At 55.6% G+C, this 18,644-nt stretch carries 16 protein-coding genes; 9 read left to right on the forward strand and 7 right to left on the reverse strand.

Features of this window, described 5'->3' with window-relative positions; all coding sequences use genetic code 11:
* Window positions 1-98 precede the first annotated feature (98 nt).
* The 8 genes from WLO31_RS03025 to kefC all read left to right on the forward strand — a co-directional run bounded on the left by WLO31_RS03025 (window position 99) and on the right by kefC (window position 10,399).
* On the forward strand, window positions 99-1,106 hold the full coding sequence (locus WLO31_RS03025) for a LacI family DNA-binding transcriptional regulator (protein ID WP_435929043.1): 1,008 nt from the start codon (window positions 99-101) through the stop codon (window positions 1,104-1,106).
* Between the two features lie 151 nt (window positions 1,107-1,257).
* A complete protein-coding gene (gene dapB, locus WLO31_RS03030) occupies window positions 1,258-2,079 on the forward strand; it encodes a 4-hydroxy-tetrahydrodipicolinate reductase (protein ID WP_435929044.1) in 822 nt (273 codons plus the stop codon).
* A gap of 460 nt (window positions 2,080-2,539) precedes the next feature.
* On the forward strand, window positions 2,540-3,700 hold the full coding sequence (carA, locus tag WLO31_RS03035) for a glutamine-hydrolyzing carbamoyl-phosphate synthase small subunit (RefSeq protein ID WP_435929045.1): 1,161 nt from the start codon (window positions 2,540-2,542) through the stop codon (window positions 3,698-3,700).
* Between the two features lie 19 nt (window positions 3,701-3,719).
* Window positions 3,720-6,944, forward strand: a complete 3,225-nt coding sequence (carB, locus tag WLO31_RS03040; protein WP_435929046.1) for a carbamoyl-phosphate synthase large subunit — start codon at window positions 3,720-3,722, stop codon at window positions 6,942-6,944.
* A gap of 125 nt (window positions 6,945-7,069) precedes the next feature.
* On the forward strand, window positions 7,070-7,558 hold the full coding sequence (locus tag WLO31_RS03045; RefSeq protein ID WP_435929047.1) for a toxin-antitoxin system YwqK family antitoxin: 489 nt from the start codon (window positions 7,070-7,072) through the stop codon (window positions 7,556-7,558).
* Between the two features lie 119 nt (window positions 7,559-7,677).
* Window positions 7,678-7,911, forward strand: coding sequence for a YgdI/YgdR family lipoprotein (locus tag WLO31_RS03050; protein WP_435929048.1), 234 nt, complete (start codon window positions 7,678-7,680; stop codon window positions 7,909-7,911).
* A gap of 105 nt (window positions 7,912-8,016) precedes the next feature.
* On the forward strand, window positions 8,017-8,547 hold the full coding sequence (gene kefF, locus WLO31_RS03055) for a glutathione-regulated potassium-efflux system oxidoreductase KefF (RefSeq protein ID WP_435929049.1): 531 nt from the start codon (window positions 8,017-8,019) through the stop codon (window positions 8,545-8,547).
* Complete coding sequence (gene kefC / locus WLO31_RS03060) at window positions 8,540-10,399, forward strand: glutathione-regulated potassium-efflux system protein KefC (protein ID WP_435929050.1); 1,860 nt, start codon at window positions 8,540-8,542, stop codon at window positions 10,397-10,399. The genes kefF and kefC overlap by 8 nt, the downstream gene beginning before the upstream one ends.
* A gap of 80 nt (window positions 10,400-10,479) precedes the next feature.
* Here the strand turns inward: kefC and WLO31_RS03065 are convergent, their stop codons facing one another.
* Window positions 10,480-11,094 (reverse strand): LysE family transporter, encoded by a 615-nt coding sequence (locus tag WLO31_RS03065; protein WP_435930491.1) that lies wholly within the window; start codon window positions 11,092-11,094, stop codon window positions 10,480-10,482.
* A gap of 270 nt (window positions 11,095-11,364) precedes the next feature.
* Here WLO31_RS03065 and folA point away from each other — a divergent pair, with 270 nt between their 5' ends.
* Window positions 11,365-11,844, forward strand: a complete 480-nt coding sequence (gene folA / locus WLO31_RS03070; RefSeq protein WP_435929051.1) for a type 3 dihydrofolate reductase — start codon at window positions 11,365-11,367, stop codon at window positions 11,842-11,844.
* A gap of 29 nt (window positions 11,845-11,873) precedes the next feature.
* On the opposite strand, the gene apaH is transcribed toward folA, so the two are convergent.
* Genes apaH through lptD form a run of 6 tightly spaced genes read right to left on the reverse strand, consistent with a single transcriptional unit; the run spans window position 11,874 to window position 18,631 of the window.
* Window positions 11,874-12,725 carry a bis(5'-nucleosyl)-tetraphosphatase (symmetrical) ApaH gene (gene apaH / locus WLO31_RS03075; protein ID WP_435929052.1) on the reverse strand — a complete coding sequence of 284 codons (852 nt, stop codon included), beginning with the start codon at window positions 12,723-12,725 and terminating at the stop codon, window positions 11,874-11,876.
* Window positions 12,726-12,729: 4 nt separating this feature from the next.
* Window positions 12,730-13,107: a Co2+/Mg2+ efflux protein ApaG gene (gene apaG / locus WLO31_RS03080; protein WP_167611223.1), complete on the reverse strand. Its 378-nt coding sequence runs from the start codon at window positions 13,105-13,107 to the stop codon at window positions 12,730-12,732.
* Window positions 13,108-13,109: 2 nt separating this feature from the next.
* Window positions 13,110-13,931 (reverse strand): 16S rRNA (adenine(1518)-N(6)/adenine(1519)-N(6))-dimethyltransferase RsmA, encoded by an 822-nt coding sequence (rsmA, locus tag WLO31_RS03085; RefSeq protein ID WP_435929053.1) that lies wholly within the window; start codon window positions 13,929-13,931, stop codon window positions 13,110-13,112.
* Window positions 13,928-14,917: a 4-hydroxythreonine-4-phosphate dehydrogenase PdxA gene (gene pdxA, locus WLO31_RS03090; protein WP_435929054.1), complete on the reverse strand. Its 990-nt coding sequence runs from the start codon at window positions 14,915-14,917 to the stop codon at window positions 13,928-13,930. Before pdxA ends, rsmA begins: the two co-directional genes overlap by 4 nt.
* Window positions 14,910-16,202, reverse strand: coding sequence for a peptidylprolyl isomerase SurA (gene surA, locus WLO31_RS03095; RefSeq protein WP_435929055.1), 1,293 nt, complete (start codon window positions 16,200-16,202; stop codon window positions 14,910-14,912). Before surA ends, pdxA begins: the two co-directional genes overlap by 8 nt.
* A gap of 56 nt (window positions 16,203-16,258) precedes the next feature.
* Window positions 16,259-18,631 carry an LPS assembly protein LptD gene (gene lptD, locus WLO31_RS03100; protein ID WP_435929056.1) on the reverse strand — a complete coding sequence of 791 codons (2,373 nt, stop codon included), beginning with the start codon at window positions 18,629-18,631 and terminating at the stop codon, window positions 16,259-16,261.
* Window positions 18,632-18,644 lie beyond the last annotated feature (13 nt).

Below are 18,644 nucleotides of genomic sequence, written 5' to 3' on the forward strand. Positions count from 1 at the left end.
CAGAAGAGCCGTTATCTGTGATGGCTTTCACAGGTGAAAATGCATTTTTTTGGTTATTCGATTAATCTCTTTGCATGGCTGTCGTTTGAGGAAAGAAAATGAGCACCGTCACTCTCGCCCAGGTTGCAAAGCGCGCCTCCGTTTCAACGGCTACCGTCTCAATGGTTTTGCGCAACCGTGGCCGCATTTCCGACGCCACGCGAAATCGCGTGATGCAGGCGCTTGATGAGCTGGGATATGTCTATAACCAGACCGCTGCCAATCTCCGCAACCGCACCAGCAATCAGGTTGGCCTGCTGCTGCATGACATCACCAATCCGTTTTACGGCGAGATGACGGCGGGGTTAAGCCAGGAGATGGAGCGTCACGATCTGCTGCTGTTTCTGGCAAACAGCGAGGAGTCAGGGGAGCGGCAGCAGAAGTTTGTAGATTCCCTGATGCGCAATAATGCCTGCGGCATGGTGCTGTGCGCCGCGCGCGAAACGCCCCCGCTGTTTTTTGAAACGCTCAAACGCCGCAATATTCCGGCGATAATGGTAGTGCGTCCGCTGGATGACGTAGATTTCGATTTTGTGGGTACGGATAATTTTCTCGGTACGCAGCTGGCGACCCAGCACCTGCTGCGTCTGGGCCACCGTCATATCGCTTTTATCGGCGGCGGCGAAAATTCTATTACCCGCGCGCAGCGTATCGGCGGCTACAGCAGCAAGCTGCTGGAGAATCACATTCAGCCAAATAGCGAGTGGGTCGTCTCTTCGGCTGCCAGCCAGAGCGACGGCGCCAGGGTGGCTGAGGCGTTGCTGCGGCGCTATCCGGAGATTACCGCCGCCGTCTGTTATCAGGATATCGTGGCGCTTGGCGTTATGCAGACCTTACGCAAAATGGGACGCTCGCCGGGCAAGGATTTTGCGCTGGTGGGCTTTGACGATGTCACAGAGGCTGCGCTGGTACAGCCTGCGCTGACTACGGTTTCGGTCGCGGCCAAAGAGATTGGCCGCAAAGCGGGAGAGCTCTTATTCAGTCGTATTCAGGGTAACGACGAGCCGCCGAAGCGTATTATTCTGCCGCCGGCGCTTGTGATACGTGAGTCGTGCGGTTTTAATTAACCCCTGTTTTTTATGAGGAAATAACGGCTTTTACTGATAACTGCGGCGGTTTGACATAAATTTCTAATTATTGGTGTTTTCGGCTGGCGGCCTTTCACGGGGCTGGTTAACCTGAGAATGTTTTGTAAGCAGATTAATAAAGAGAGTGAATATGGACGCAGCACAGATCCGCGTCGCCATTGCGGGCGCGGGCGGACGTATGGGACGACAGCTTATTCAGGCGGCTTTACAGCTGGACGGCGTAAAGCTTGGCGCAGCGCTTGAGCGCGCGGGCTCATCTTTAGTCGGCAGCGACGCGGGTGAGCTGGCCGGCGTTGCGAAAACGGGCGTAATCGTCAGCGACAGCCTGGATAAAGTGGTTAACGATTTTGACGTGTTTATCGATTTCACCCGTCCGGAAGGCACGCTGAGCCATCTCGCCTTCTGCTGCCAGCACGGCAAAGGGATGGTCATTGGCACCACGGGCTTTGACGATGCGGGCAAACAGGCGATTGTTGATGCTTCGGCAGCGATCCCGATTGTCTTTGCGGCGAACTTTAGCGTGGGCGTGAACGTCATGCTTAAGCTGCTGGAAAAAGCGGCCAAAGTAATGGGTGACTATACCGATATCGAAATTATCGAAGCCCACCACCGCCACAAGGTGGATGCGCCTTCCGGCACCGCTCTGGCGATGGGAGAAGCCATTGCGCAGGCTATGGACAAAGATTTAAAAGAGTGCGCGGTCTATTCCCGCGAGGGCTATACCGGAGAACGAGTGCCTGGAACTATTGGTTTTGCGACCGTGCGCGCCGGGGACATTGTGGGTGAGCATACCGCAATGTTTGCTGATATCGGCGAACGCATTGAAATCAGCCATAAGGCTTCAAGCCGCATGACATTTGCAAATGGCGCCGTTCGCTCTGCTTTATGGTTAAGCAGCAAGAAAAATGGCCTTTACGACATGCGTGACGTGCTTGATCTTAATAATTTGTAAGCGTTATTACCCATCGTGATGTGGTTATTACAATCGTAATTCTTTGATTGACAGGGCAATAATTTATTGCCCTTTTTTATTTTGCGCCTTATTCCATACTTTCTGTCTCAAATGCCCATAAAAAACGTTTATCCTCAACTTTTTTGTTAGTGGAAGGTTAAATTTGACCATATGGTCTACTTTAGCTGACCCGCGGGGATAAATTTCTATTCTTTCTGCCTCGCAATCGATTACTTCGGCTGCGTTAGCTGCTCGTTTTACCTGTCAGTGCCGATATTTCTGACCAGTCCGGCAAAATAACGATAAAAAGTTCGGGATAAGGTAGACTTTTACTCCTCCTCTCCTTAGAATGCCGCCGTTTGTCAAAAATCCGAATGACAGGCTGTTTTGCATTTGATTCAGAGATGGGTTTTGAATTAATATGCGAATAAATTGAATGTTTATTCCCCTGGAGGACGTTTTGATTAAGTCAGCAATATTGGTTCTGGAAGACGGAACCCAATTCCACGGTCGGGCCATTGGGGCATCGGGTCAGGCAGTGGGAGAAGTCGTTTTCAACACTTCTATGACCGGTTATCAAGAAATCCTCACTGATCCTTCCTACTCCCGCCAGATCGTCACTCTTACCTATCCTCATATCGGCAACGTCGGCACCAACGCCGCCGACGAAGAATCCTCCCAGGTACATGCGCAGGGCCTCGTCATTCGCGACCTGCCGCTGATTGCCAGCAACTACCGCAATACCGAGGACCTCTCTTCTTACTTAAAGCGCCATAACATCGTGGCGATTGCCGATATCGATACCCGTAAGCTGACGCGTCTGCTGCGTGAGAAAGGCGCGCAGAACGGCTGCATCATCGCGGGCGATAACGTTGACGCGGCGCTGGCGCTTGAGAAAGCCAAAGCGTTCCCGGGTCTGAACGGTATGGACCTTGCCAAAGAAGTGGCTACCAAAGAATCTTACGCCTGGCAGCAGGGGAGCTGGACGCTGGAAGGCGAGCTGCCGGAAGCGGCAAAAGAAGAAGATTTACCGTTCCACGTGGTGGCCTATGACTACGGCGTGAAGCGCAACATCCTGCGCATGCTGGTTGACCGCGGCTGCCGCCTGACGGTTGTTCCGGCGCAGACTTCCGCGCAGGAAGTATTAAAGATGAATCCGGACGGCATCTTCCTCTCCAACGGCCCGGGCGATCCGGCGCCCTGCGATTACGCGATTAGCGCCATCAAATCCTTCCTGGAAACCGAGGTGCCGGTATTCGGTATCTGCCTTGGCCACCAGCTGCTGGCTCTGGCAAGCGGCGCCAGAACCGTGAAGATGAAGTTTGGTCACCACGGCGGCAACCACCCGGTTAAAGATCTCGACCGCGACTGCGTGATGATTACCGCGCAGAACCACGGCTTTGCAGTTGAAGAAGACACGCTACCGTCAAACCTGCGCGTAACGCACAAATCGCTGTTCGATGGCACTTTACAGGGCATCCATCGCACCGATAAGCCGGCGTTCAGCTTCCAGGGGCACCCGGAGGCGAGCCCGGGGCCGCACGATGCCGCACCGCTGTTCGACCACTTTATCGACTTGATTAAGCACTACCGTTCTGTCGCCACTCTTTTTAGCAAGTAAGTATCAGGAGCCCTAAAAAATGCCAAAACGTACAGATATTAAAAGCATCCTGATCCTTGGTGCGGGCCCGATTGTTATCGGCCAGGCGTGCGAGTTCGACTACTCCGGCGCGCAGGCGTGTAAAGCGCTGCGCGAAGAGGGTTACCGCGTCATCCTGGTGAACTCTAACCCGGCCACCATCATGACCGACCCGGAAATGGCCGACGCGACCTACATCGAGCCGATTCACTGGGAAGTGGTACGCAAAATTATTGAAAAAGAGCGTCCGGATGCGGTGCTGCCGACCATGGGCGGCCAGACGGCGCTGAACTGCGCGCTGGAGCTGGAGCGTCAGGGCGTGCTTGCCGAGTTCGGCGTCACCATGATTGGCGCTACCGCCGACGCGATTGATAAAGCGGAAGACCGCCGTCGCTTCGACGTGGCGATGAAAAAAATCGGCCTCGACACCGCGCGTTCCGGCATCGCCCACACTATGGAAGAAGCGCTGGCGGTTGCGGCAGACGTGGGCTATCCGTGCATCATCCGTCCATCATTCACCATGGGCGGCACCGGCGGCGGCATCGCTTATAACCGCGAAGAGTTCGAAGAAATCTGCGAGCGCGGCCTGGATCTTTCCCCGACCAAAGAGCTGCTGATTGACGAGTCGCTCATCGGCTGGAAAGAGTACGAGATGGAGGTGGTGCGTGATAAAAACGACAACTGCATCATCGTCTGCTCCATCGAAAACTTCGACCCGATGGGCATCCACACCGGCGACTCCATCACCGTAGCGCCTGCCCAGACGCTGACCGATAAAGAATACCAAATCATGCGTAACGCCTCGATGGCGGTGCTGCGTGAAATCGGCGTGGAAACCGGCGGCTCCAACGTGCAGTTCTCGGTAAACCCGAAGACTGGCCGCCTGATCGTTATCGAGATGAACCCGCGCGTCTCCCGCTCCTCCGCGCTGGCCTCGAAAGCAACCGGCTTCCCGATTGCGAAGGTTGCCGCAAAGCTGGCGGTGGGTTACACCCTCGATGAGCTGATGAACGACATCACCGGCGGCAAAACGCCAGCCTCGTTCGAACCGTCTATCGACTATGTGGTAACCAAAATTCCTCGCTTTAACTTCGAGAAGTTTGTCGGCGCCAACGACCGCCTGACCACGCAGATGAAGTCCGTCGGCGAAGTAATGGCGATTGGCCGCACCCAGCAGGAATCCCTGCAAAAAGCGCTGCGCGGTCTGGAAGTGGGCGCCACCGGTCTGGATCCGAAAGTGAATCTGGACGACCCGGAAGCGCTGACCAAAATCCGCCGCGAGCTGAAAGACGCCGGCGCCGAACGCATCTGGTACGTTGCCGACGCCTTCCGCGCGGGCCTCTCCGTCGATGGCGTATTCAACCTGACCAACATCGACCGCTGGTTCCTGGTACAGATTGAAGAGCTGGTGCGTCTGGAAGAAAAAGTGGAGGAGGTGGGTATCACCGGCCTCGATTACGATTTCCTGCGCGTGCTCAAGCGTAAAGGCTTTGCCGATGCGCGCCTGGCGAAACTGGCCGGCGTGCGCGAATCCGAAATCCGCAAGCTGCGCGAGCAGTACAAGCTGCACCCGGTTTATAAGCGCGTGGATACCTGTGCGGCGGAGTTCTCCACCGACACCGCGTACATGTACTCCACCTATGAAGACGAGTGCGAAGCTAACCCGAATAACGACCGTGACAAAATCATGGTGCTGGGCGGCGGGCCGAACCGTATCGGCCAGGGCATTGAGTTCGACTACTGCTGCGTGCACGCTTCCCTGGCGCTGCGCGAAGATGGCTATGAAACCATCATGGTTAACTGCAACCCGGAAACCGTCTCCACCGACTACGATACGTCCGACCGCCTCTATTTCGAACCGGTCACCTTTGAAGACGTGCTGGAGATCGTCCGCGTCGAGAAGCCTAAAGGCGTTATCGTGCAGTACGGCGGCCAGACTCCGCTGAAGCTGGCGCGTGAGCTGGAAGCCGCCGGCGTGCCGATCATCGGCACCAGCCCGGATGCAATCGACCGCGCTGAGGATCGCGAGCGCTTCCAGCATGCGGTTGACCGCCTGAAGCTGAAACAGCCTGCGAACGCCACCGTTACCGCAATCGAGCAGGCCGTAGAGAAAGCGGCGCAAATCGGCTATCCGCTGGTGGTGCGCCCCTCTTATGTCCTGGGCGGCCGCGCGATGGAAATCGTCTATGACGAAGCGGACCTGCGTCGCTACTTCCAGACGGCGGTCAGCGTATCCAACGATGCGCCGGTGCTGCTGGACCGCTTCCTGGACGACGCGGTAGAAGTGGATGTGGACGCCATCTGCGACGGCGAAACCGTGCTGATTGGCGGCATTATGGAGCACATCGAGCAGGCGGGCGTGCACTCCGGCGACTCCGCCTGTTCTCTGCCAGCCTATACGCTGAGCCAGGAAATTCAGGACGTGATGCGCCAGCAGGTGCAGAAGCTGGCCTTTGAACTGCAGGTGCGCGGCCTGATGAACGTGCAGTTTGCGGTGAAAGACAACGAAGTTTACCTGATTGAGGTGAACCCGCGTGCCGCGCGTACCGTGCCGTTTGTCTCCAAGGCAACCGGCGTGGCGCTGGCGAAGGTTGCCGCGCGCGTGATGGTTGGCAAAACGCTGGTTGAGCAGGGCGTGACAAAAGAAATCATCCCGCCTTACTACTCCGTGAAAGAGGTGGTGCTGCCGTTTAACAAATTCCCGGGCGTGGACCCGCTGTTAGGGCCGGAAATGCGCTCTACCGGCGAGGTGATGGGCGTCGGCCGCACCTTCGCAGAAGCTTTTTCGAAAGCGATGCTGGGCAGCCAGTCCACGATGCGTAAACCGGGCCGCGCGCTGCTCTCCGTCCGCGAAGGCGATAAAGAGCGCGTGGTGGATCTCGCCGCCAAGCTGCTTAAACAGGGCTTTGAGCTCGACGCGACCCACGGCACGGCTATCGTGCTGGGCGAAGCGGGCATTAACCCGCGTCTGGTGAATAAGGTGCATGAAGGTCGTCCGCACATTCAGGACCGTATCAAGAATGGCGAATACACCTACATCATCAACACCACCGCCGGCCGTCAGGCGATTGAGGATTCCAAACTTATCCGCCGCAGCGCGCTGCAATACAAAGTGCATTACGACACCACGCTGAACGGCGGTTTCGCCACGGCCATGGCGCTGAACGCGGACGCCACCGAGAAGGTGATTTCGGTGCAGGAAATGCACGCGCAAATCACGAAGTAATCTCCTCGGATTAATCCCAAAACCCGCTTCGGCGGGTTTTTTATTGCCTTAACCACCAATATTGGCGGTTGTGCCCGCGCTCCGTTAATTACATGTTACGGCTACACCTAAAAAAGGAGTTTACTGTGCAACGTTCAATTACTTTGCTGTCTCTGGCCCTGCTGCTTTCTGGCTGCGCGGAATTTTCCTCTTCGGTAACCAATACCATCGATGCGATGGGCATGACGCCGGATTATGCCAAAGGGTTACAGGACGATCCGACGCCGCAGAAAAAGCTGGCGGTTCCGGTTGTTAACGTGGCGGATAAGGTGCCTGAAGGTAAGCTGGTCGAGAAATATGCCAACGGCAATAAAAAATTCGAAACAAATGTTAAGAACCGCTGCTTTAACGACTATCTGGATATTTACTATCCGAACGGCCAGTTAAGAACCCATACGCCGCTGGTTAACTGTAAGGCGGAGGGCCTCTCGCAGGGCTATACGCAGGACGGTAAGCTGCGTACGACCATCACCTATAAAGGGAGCGTGGCGAACGGCGAAGCGAAAACCTTTGATGCCAACGGCAAGGTGCTGCAAACGGTGATTTATCAGGATGGTTTTGTGCAGAAAGGTTAAGCCGCCTTGCGACCGCGGCGAGCGGCCTCAGAGTGTTCTGCATTTTCCCCGCTGGCCGGAGAATCCGACTACAGTCTGGTTTTAGCTGCTGAAAAATGACTGCAAACAGGGAGAGCAACATGCAAAACAAAATTCTGATGGCTTCCGTACTCGCTGCCGCAACGCTGTTTACCGTGGCGGGTTGTTCGTCTAACCAGGCGGTAAAAACGACCGACGGCAAAACCATCGTCACCGACGGCAAACCGCAGGTGGATGACGATACCGGGCTGGTATCTTATAAAAACGCGGAAACCGGCCAGACCGAGCAGATCAATCGCGACCAGGTTAAGTCGATGGGCGAGCTGGATAACTAATTCAGTTTTATCCGCTTAACCCGTCAACAATATTGACTATTAGCCTGTTGAATTACTGTCTACACTCCTTTGGGACAAGAAAGCAGTAAAACAACAGGCTAACTTATGCTCCTGATTATTTATGCGCATCCCTATCCGCACCACTCCCACGCCAACCGCAAAATGCTGGAACGGGCCACCACGTTGCCCGACGTGGAAGTTCGTTCGTTATATGAACTCTATCCCGATTTTAATATTGATATCGCCGCTGAGCAGGAAGCGCTAAGCCGGGCCGATCTGGTTATCTGGCAGCACCCGATGCAGTGGTACAGCATGCCGCCGCTGATGAAACTGTGGATCGATAAAGTTCTCTCCCACGGCTGGGCTTACGGGCGCGGGGGTACGGCGCTGCACGAAAAAAATGTGCTCTGGGCCGTGACGACCGGCGGTGGAGAAGGGCATTTCGAGCTGGGCGACCATCCCGGTTTCGACGTGCTGGCGCAGCCGTTGCAGGCGACCGCGCTCTACTGCGGTATGAGATGGCTACCGAGTTTTGCCATCCATTTCACCTTTGTTTGCGATGAGAACACGCTTGACGTACAGGCTGAGCTTTATAAACAGCGTTTAATCGACTGGCAGGTGGCGAACCATGGATAGCCACAGCATGATTCAGGCGTTGATCTACCTCGGTTCCGCCGCGCTCATTGTCCCTGTCGCGGTACGCCTGGGTTTAGGTTCGGTGCTCGGCTACCTGATTGCCGGCTGTATCATCGGCCCGTGGGGATTGCGGCTGGTTACGGACGCCGGGGCGATTTTGCATTTCGCTGAGATTGGCGTCGTGCTGATGCTGTTCGTTATCGGACTTGAGCTGGACCCTAAGCGCCTGTGGACGCTGCGCGCTTCGGTGTTTGGCGGCGGTATGCTGCAAATGGCGGCGTGCGGTCTGTTTCTCGGTTTGTTCTGCATGCTGATGGGGCTCGGCTTACAGGTGGCCGTATTAATCGGCTTAACGCTTGCGCTCTCTTCCACGGCGATTGCCATGCAGGCCATGAACGAGCGTAACCTGACGATTTCACAGATGGGCCGCAGCGCTTTTGCCGTGCTGCTGTTCCAGGATATCGCGGCTATTCCACTGGTGGCGATGATCCCGCTGCTGGCGAGCAGCGGCGCCACCACAACTTTCGCCGCCTTCTCTCTTTCAGCGCTGAAAGTGGCTGGCGCGCTGGCTTTGGTTGTGCTGCTTGGCCGCTACGTTACGCGCCCGGTATTGCGCTTCGTTGCCCGCTCGGGCCTGCGGGAAGTGTTCAGCGCCGTGGCGCTATTTTTAGTCTTCGGATTTGGTTTACTGCTTGAAGAAGCCGGATTATCGATGGCGATGGGAGCTTTTCTGGCGGGCGTACTGCTGGCCAGCTCGGAATATCGTCACGCGCTGGAGAGCGATATCGAACCCTTTAAAGGCCTGCTGCTTGGGCTGTTCTTTATCGGCGTCGGCATGTCGATAGACTTCGGTACGCTGGTAGACAATCCGCTGCGCATTATTACGCTGCTGGCAGGCTTCCTGGCTATCAAAACGCTGATGCTGTGGCTCGTTGCTAAGCCGCTAAAGGTGCCGCAAAAACAGCGCCGCTGGTTTGCTGTTTTATTAGGGCAGGGCAGTGAATTCGCCTTTGTCATTTTCGGTGCGGCGCGAATGGCTGAGGTGCTCGATGACGGCTGGGCAAAATCCCTGACGCTTGTCGTCGCGCTTTCCATGGCCGCCACGCCGTTGCTGTTGGTGCTGCTTAGTCGTCTGGAAAAATCAGCCAACGTGCAGGCGCGCGAGGCGGATGAAATCGACGAAGAGCAGCCGCGGGTCATCGTGGCGGGCTTTGGCCGCTTCGGGCAAATCGCCGGGCGTCTGCTGCTGACCAGCGGGGTAAAAATGGTGGTGCTCGATCACGATCCGGATCATATCGAAACGCTGCGTAAATTTGGCACCAAAGTGTTCTATGGCGACGCCACGCGCGTAGATTTACTGGAATCTGCCGGCGCGGCAAAAGCAGAAGTGCTGATCAACGCCATCGACGATCCTGATGCCAGTCTCAAGCTTTCCGGGCTGGCGCAGGAGCATTTCCCGCATTTGCAGATCATCGCCAGAGCGCGCGATCTTGATCACTTTATCCGTCTGCGTCAGGCGGGCGTTGAGCAGCCGGAGCGTGAAACCTTTGAAAGCGCCCTGAAGGTGGGCCGCCGCGCGCTGGAAGGGCTGGGCGTTGGCGGTTATGAAGCACGCGAGCGAGCCGACCATTTCCGTCGTTTTAATATGCAAATGGTGGAAGAGATGGTTGCCGCAGCGGATATGCCAGCTCGCGCAGACGCGCTTAAACGTACCAGCGCGATGCTGACCGAAGTGATTAACGAAGATCGCGCGCATCTGAACGTCATCCAGCGGCACGGCTGGCAGGGAACGGAGGAAGGGAAGCATACCGGTAAGCTGACGGATGAGCCGCCGGCGAAGCCTGAGGGATAAGCTCCGGCAGATGGCGCTAACGCTTACCTGCCTTACAACTAACCGCCAGGGCAGGTAAGCATTGCTGCGCCCGTCAGTAGTTAGCTCAGCGCGACCTTAATTCCCAGCGCAACCAGCATCCCGCCCAGCAGTTTATCAACGATTTTCTGCGCTTTTGCCAGTCCCAGGCGAACCGGCGCGCTCTGGATTAACACCACCAGCAGCGGCCACCAGATGACGGAGAGCATAAGGATTACGCCGGCATACCACATTTTATCCAGCATGCCTGAGTTGATGCTTAACACCTGGGTGAAGATCGACAGAAAGAACAGGGTGGCCTTTGGGTTCAGCAGGTTGCACAGATAGCCCTGTAGAAACGCTTTTCGGAGCGTGGTTTGCTGACGGGCAATCTGGCTGACGTCCATTTTGCTGCCGCCGCGGGCAAACAGGGCGTGCAGGCCAACCCAGACCAGATACGCAGCGCCGGCATATTTCAGCAGGCCGAACAGCCATGGCGTGGTGGTGATAACAACGGCGAGCCCGGCAACGCAATAGGTCATATGGGTTGCTACGCCGCTTATCACACCAAGGGAGGTCATCATTGCCGCCGGGCGCGTGTAGCGCGCGGCGTTCTTTATGACCAGAAAGAAGTCCGGGCCGGGAGAAAGCATGCCTAATGTGGCGATGGTGGCGACGAAGAGAGTGGTTTCCAGCATGACGGTATCCAGCGCGTGAAATAAAAACAAATTATACTCCAGCCGCTGCATAAACTTATAGCGGCGTCCGTGATGAACAGGCCCTTTTTAATGATATGCCCCGGTGTTTTTCGCTAACTCCTTGTTCGGGTTAGCACTGATGAGGCGGCGCTTTCTGCCCGCCGTAGCAGAACAAAAATAATTTTTGTCGCGAAGGGTAAGGGCAGTCGACGAAAGAATGCGCTTTACGTATAGTGGCGGCAATTTTTTCACCAGCCCTGGATTAACAGAATGATCAGTCTGATTGCTGCATTAGCGGTAGATCGCGTTATCGGCATGGAAAACGCCATGCCCTGGAATTTACCTGCCGATTTGGCCTGGTTTAAACGTAATACGTTAAATAAACCGGTCGTGATGGGACGTTTGACATGGGAATCTATTGGCCGCCCGTTACCCGGCCGCAAGAACATTGTTATCAGCAGCAAACCGGGCACTGACGATCGCGTCGAGTGGGTCGGTTCCGTTGATGAAGCAATCAGCGCCTGCGGTGATGCGGAAGAGATCATGGTGATTGGCGGCGGACGCGTCTATGAACAGTTTCTGCCAAAAGCGCAGCGCCTGTATCTGACGCACATTGATGCGGAAGTGGAAGGCGACACGCACTTCCCGGACTACGATCCGGACGAGTGGCAGTCAACGTTCAGCGAATTCCACGACGCCGACGAGAACAACTCGCACGGTTACTGCTTCGAGATTCTGGAGCGTCGCTAAAAATAAAACCCGGTATTAACCGGGTTTTTTTATGATGCTACGGCTGAGTTACCGTCGCCGGTATCGGCCTGACGGTTCGACGGCTGAACAAAATACGTTTTGTCTTCCCAGCGCAGGCAGGTTAACTCCCCGCCCCAGCAGCAGCCGGTATCCAGACCGTAGATGCCAACCGGCGTTCCTTTGCCTTCAAGCGAGGCCCAGTGACCAAAGATGACTGAATAAGCAGCCGTCACCGGTCCCGGGATCGCAAACCACGGTTTTAACGGCGCAGGCGCGCTTTCCGGCGTGTCTTTGCAGTACATATCCAGCTGGCCGTTCGGGAAGCAGTAGCGCATGCGCGTGAGCGCGTTGGTAATGAAGCGCAGGCGGGCGAGGCCGGTAAGATCCTGCGACCAGTTGTTTGGCATATCGCCATACATGGCGTCGAGGAACAGCGGATAGCTGTCGCTGGAAAGCACCGCTTCCACATCTCGGGCGCAGGCGACAGCCGTAGCGATATCCCACTGCGGGGTGATCCCGGCGTGCGCCATGACCAGCTTTTTCTCTTCATCGATCTGAAGCAATGGCTGGCGACGCAGCCAGTTAAGCAGCTCGTCGGCATCCGGCGCTTCAAGCAGTTGAGAGACGCGATCTTTAGGTTTATTGCGGCTGATGCCTGCGTAAACCGCCAGCAGATGCAGGTCGTGATTGCCGAGGACCATACGCGCGCTGTCGCCCAGAGCGCGGACGTAGCGCAACACCTCCAGGGAGCCTGGACCTCGCGCGACGAGATCGCCCGTGAGCCATAAAGTATCTTTGCCAGGCGTAAACTCAACCTGTTGCAGCAGGGCGATCAGTTCGTCGTAGCAGCCGTGAACATCGCCAATCAGGTATGTAGACATCGTATCAGTGAATGAAGGCTGGAATGGCCAGACGGAAGACGGGAATAGCGACGCGGAAAGCCTCGCCCTGAGAATCGACCATTTCGTAATGGCCCTGCATGGTGCCCAACGGCGTTTCAAGCACCGCGCCGCTGGTGTAACTGTATTCATTGCCCGGTTCGATGTGGGGCTGGACGCCGATCACGCCTTCGCCCTGCACTTCGGTTTCATGGCCGTTTCCGTTGGTAATGAGCCAGTAACGGCCAAGCAGCTGCACCGGCGTTCGCCCCAGATTGCGGATAGTTACGGTATAAGCAAAAACGAAACGTTCGTTTTCCGGGGAAGACTGAGATTCGATATAAACGCTTTGTACCTGAACACATACGCGGGGCGAATTTAACATCGTTAGCTCTCCTTCGGCTGCGGGTGCTCAGCCAGGTAGTTTGCCAGTTGGCAATACTGGGCGACCGAGATGTTCTCAGCGCGCAGGGTCGCATCGATACCCAGTTCCGCCATGACGTCTGCACTGAACAGATGGCCGAGGCTGTTGCGAATCGTTTTACGGCGCTTGTTAAACGCTTCGGTCGTGATGCGGCTTAACACGCGCAGCTCTTTTACCGGATGTGGTATCGTCGCATGCGGCACCAGGCGTACCACCGCTGAATCCACTTTCGGCGCGGGCGTAAAGGCCGTTGGCGGCACTTCGAGCACCGGGATGACGTTGCAGTAATATTGCGCCATTACCGATAAACGACCATACGCTTTACTGTTTGGTCCTGCAACCAGACGGTTGACGACCTCTTTTTGCAGCATAAAATGCATATCCGCAATGGCATCAGTATAGCTAAAGAGATGGAACATCAACGGCGTAGAGATGTTATACGGCAGGTTGCCGAACACGCGCAGCGGCTGGCCGATTTTCTTTGCCAGCTCGCCAAAGTCCATGGTCATGGCGTCCTGCTGGTAAATCGTAAGCTTGGGCGCCAGGAAAGGATGAGTCTGCAGACGAGCTGCCAGATCGCGGTCGAGCTCGATGACGGTCATTTCGTCCAGTCGCTCACCCACAGGTTCGGTCAATGCGCCGAGGCCGGGGCCGATTTCTACCATCGCCTGGCCTTTCTGCGGGTTGATAGCGGAGACAATACTGTCGATAACGAACTGGTCGTTAAGGAAGTTTTGTCCAAAACGTTTACGGGCAAGGTGGCCCTGGTGGACGCGAGTATTCATTGAGTATTAGCAATCATTCTGATGGCGAGATTAAGCGCCGTAATAAAACTGCCGACGTCGGCTTTTCCCTGGGCTGCCAGTTCAAGAGCAGTCCCGTGGTCAACCGACGTGCGGATAAAAGGTAAGCCTAAGGTGATATTCACCGCGCGGCCAAAGCCCTGGTATTTTAATACCGGTAAACCCTGATCGTGATACATCGCCAGCACCGCATCGGCGTGGTCGAGATACTTCGGCTGGAAAAGCGTGTCTGCCGGAAGCGGGCCTGAGAGGTTCATCCCCCGCGCGCGCATCTCGTCGAGTACCGGAATAATGGTATCAATCTCTTCTGTGCCCATATGGCCGCCTTCCCCCGCATGGGGATTCAGGCCGCACACCAGCACATGAGGTTGCGCAATGCCAAACTTAGTTTGCAGGTCATGATACAGGATGGAAATTATCTGGCGTAATAAATCTGGCGTAACGGCATCGCTAATCGCTTTTAGCGGCAGGTGCGTGGTCGCCAGGGCAACCCGCAGCTCTTCGGTTGCCAGCATCATCACAACTTTCTCGCTTTGCGAGCGCTCTTCGAAAAATTCCGTATGGCCGATAAACGGGATGCCGGCATCGTTGATGATGCCTTTGTGTACCGGCCCGGTAATCAGCGCGGCAAACTCGCCGTTAAGGCAGCCGTCGCAGGCGCGAGCCAGCGTTGCAACGACATAAGCGCTGTTACGCACCTCCAGCTGGCCGGGGACTACCGGAGCATGCAGGGCGACGGGCAAAATAGTCAGCGTTCCTGCAGCCTGAGGCGTGGCCGGACGAGCGGGCTGATAAGGCTGGAGCGTCAGCGGCAGGCCAAGCAGGGCGGCTCTTTCAAGCAATAATTCGGGGGAAGCGCAGACGACCAGCTCAACAGGCCAGTCGCGTTGCGCGAGCGCGACGACCAGGTCGGGACCAATCCCGGCGGGTTCGCCGGGAGTGAGGGTCACGCGAGAGACGTTAGCCATTGCTGCCGGTAATCTTCACGTAAGCGCTGGCGCGCTGTTCCTGCATCCAGGTTTGCGCTTCTTCAGAGAATTTACGGTTGAACAGCATACGGTACGCGCGATCCTTCTGTGCCGCGTCAGTCTTGTCGACTTTGCGGGTGTCCAGCAGCTCGATCAAATGCCAGCCGAAGGAGGAGTGAACGGGCTCGCTGGTCTGGCCTTTGTTCAGCTTCATGATCGCATCGCGGAAGGCGGGATCGTAGATATCCGCGGAAGCCCAGCCCAGATCGCCGCCCTGGTTGGCAGAGCCTGGATCGTCAGAAAATTCTTTCGCGGCTTTGTCAAAGGTGGTTTTGCCACTTTTAATGTCCGCGGCGATTTGTTCAAGCTTCAGGCGCGCCTGGCTATCGGTCATGATCGGCGATGGCTTAAGCAGAATATGGCGGGCATGGACTTCGGTCACCGCAATGCTCCGGGACTGACCGCGCAGATCGTTCACTTTCAGGATGTGGAAACCAACGCCGGAACGCACCGGGCCGATGATATCGCCTTTTTTCGCGGTGGTCAGCGCCTGGGCGAAAATCGACGGCAGCTCCTGGATACGGCCCCAGCCCATCTGGCCGCCTTTCAGCGCCTGCTGGTCGGCAGAATAAGTGATGGCCAGCTTGCCGAAGTCCGCGCCGTTTTGCGCCTGGGAAACGATATCACGCGCTTGCTTTTCCGCATCGTCAACCTGAGCGGACGTTGGATTTTCCGGCAGCGGGATAAGGATGTGGCTCAGATTCAGCTCGGTGCTGCTGTCGTTTTGACTGCCGACCTGCTGCGCCAGAGCATCGACTTCCTGCGGCAGAATGGTGACGCGGCGGCGCACTTCGTTATTGCGCACTTCGGAGATGGTCATCTCTTTGCGGATCTGCGCGCGGTACGTATTGTAATTGATACCGTCATAGGCCAGACGGCTGCGCATCTGATCCATACTCATTTTGTTCTGCGCGGCAATGTCGGCAATGGCTTTATCCAGCTGCTCGTCGGTAATTTTCACGCCCATCTTCTGGCCTATCTGCAGGACGATCTGGTCCATGATCAGGCGTTCCAGGATCTGGTGGCGCAGCGTACCGTCATCCGGCAGCTGCTGACCCGCTTGCTGAGCGTTTAACTTCACCGATTGCATCAGGCCATCGACGTCGCTTTCAAGGACTACCCCGTTGTTCACTACGGCTGCTACTTTGTCGACTACTTGTGGCGCCGCGAAGGTGGTATTCGCCACCAGGGCGATACCGAGAAGCAGCGTTCTCCAGTTCTTCATACTTTTCCCAATTTTACCTGGCCGCAAAGCGGATTACGTTTTTAAGACTTAGTGAATTACATCGAGCTCTGATACGGCAGGATGTTAGAGCGCAACATCTGCTGTGTGCCCAGGCCATAGTTAGAACTCAGGCCGCGTAACTCGATGTTAAAGCCGAATACGTTGTCGTATTTGCTTTGATTGTCTTCCCAGCCGTTAATTTTACGCTCGTAACCAACACGAATCGCATAACAGCACGAGCTGTACTGCACGGCAAGCATGGAGTCTGCCGCTTGTTGCGCATTAGTGTCGTAGTAGTACGCTCCGACGACCGACCAACGATCGACGACCGGCCAGCTTGCCGTCATACCCACCTGCGAAATACCTTTTTTGTACTGGCTGGCTGTAGCAAAACTTGGCAGCGTAGCCTGAATGTATTCCGGGCTGGCGTAGCGGTAGTTCAACTGCACCATACGGTCGGCATCGCGACGGTATTCAACCGCACCGTTACCGGTGGCGATATTATCCAGGCGGGCATCATATTGCAGACCGCCGCGTAAACTCCAGCGATCGGTTGCACGCCAGTAAGTATCGCCGGCCCAGACAACGGCGCCCGTCTGTTTATCCTTCTCCCAGTTGATATTATCATCGCCGGTACGCGACTGGGTGAAGTAGTAGATTTGACCCGCAGAAACGTTAAAACGTTCAATCGACGCATCATCATAAATACGTGAGGTTAACCCGGTAGTCACCTGGTTGGCTGAGGCGATACGGTCCAGACCGCCATAGCTACGATCGCGGAACAGACCGCTGTAATCGGATTGCAGCAGGGATGAGTCGTAGTTATTGATGTTGCTTTGGTCTTTATAAGGAACATACAGATACTGTACACGGGGCTCCAGCGTTTGTGCCCAACCCGCGGCGGAATCCATATCCCTGTCGAAAATTAGCTTACCGTCAACTTTAAACTGTGGCAGCGTGCGGTTAACGGTTTCATCCAGTTTATTAGCCGCAGCAAGGTTTGTGGCATTACCTCTGACGTAGTAACGGTACTCTTCGAGGTTACTTTGCTGGTAATGCGTCGCCATCATCTTGGCTTCGGTATTCAGGCTCGCCCAGCCGTTTGAGAGCGGCAGGCTGATAACAGGTTCAATGTGCAGACGCGTGGCTTCCGGCAGATTTTCATTCACGTTTGTAAAGTGAACGGCCTGACCATAAATACGCGTATCGAAAGGGCCCACATCATTCTGGTAATAGTTAACGTCTAACTGCGGCTCCGCGCGGTATGAGTTACGCGAGCGTTGGGAATCAAAGACCTGGAATTGTTTGGTCGAAAGAGTGGCATCAAAGTTTTCAACAGCATAACCCACGCTGAATTTCTGCGCCGCGTAGCCGTCGGTGCTGGAACCGTACTTTGAAGTAAAGTCATTAAAGTAGTATGGATCGCTTACTTTGGTATAGTTGACGCCAAATCGCCATACCTGATCCAATACCCCACTATGATTCCAGTAGAACAACCAGCGATGTTTTGAATCCTCGTTTGGGTAAGTATCCTGATAAACATCATCCGAAGGCAGGTAATCGAACTCCATAACGCCCGCCCCAGCATGGGTAAGGTAACGGAATTCATTCTGCCACTGGATCCCACCGCGTTTATCCATATAGTGCGGCGTAATAGTGGCGTCGAAGTTTGGCGCAATGTTCCAGTAATAGGGGAGCGAGAACTCGAAATAGTTCCTCGTGCTGTATTTCGCATTCGGGATCAGGAAACCAGAACGGCGTTTGTCGCCGATCGGCAACTGCAGATAAGGGCTGTAGAACACAGGCACCGGGCCAAGCTTAAAGCGGGCGTTCCAGATTTCGGCAACCTGCTCCTCACGGTCCTGAATCACTTCACTCCCTACAACGCTCCAGGTGTTTGAACCGGGCAGGCAGGAGGTGAATGTTCCGTTATCAAGAATGGTGTAGCGGTTATTGCCACGCTGCTTCATTACGTCGGCCGTGCCGCGCCCCTGGCGGTCAACCATCTGGTAGTCGCCTTCCCAGACGTTAGTGTCTTTCGTATTCAGATTTGACCAGGCTTTAGGACCTTTCAGGATGACCTGATTATCGTCGTAGTGCACATTACCCAGCGCGTCTACCGTACGCACGGGATCGGGCTGCCCTTCAACCTGTTTCTGATGCAGCTGAACTTCATCGGATTGCAGACGGCTGTTACCTTGCTGTATATCCACATTACCGGTAAAGACCGCGTTGTCAGGATAATCGCCTTTCGCGTGGTCGGCATTAATCGTAACCGGCAGATTATTGGTATCGCCTTTGATTAAAGGGCGGGTATAGCTGGGTACGCCCAGCATACACTGCGAGGCAAGATCGGCAGCCATACCTTGTTGGCTATAAAGCGCTGAGCCAATCAGGGTGGCCAGCAAGGTGGGAATACGTTTTTTCATACGTGTTATTCGT

This window comes from Dryocola sharpae (genome assembly GCF_051307055.1).
Taxonomy (GTDB): Bacteria; Pseudomonadota; Gammaproteobacteria; order Enterobacterales; family Enterobacteriaceae; genus Dryocola.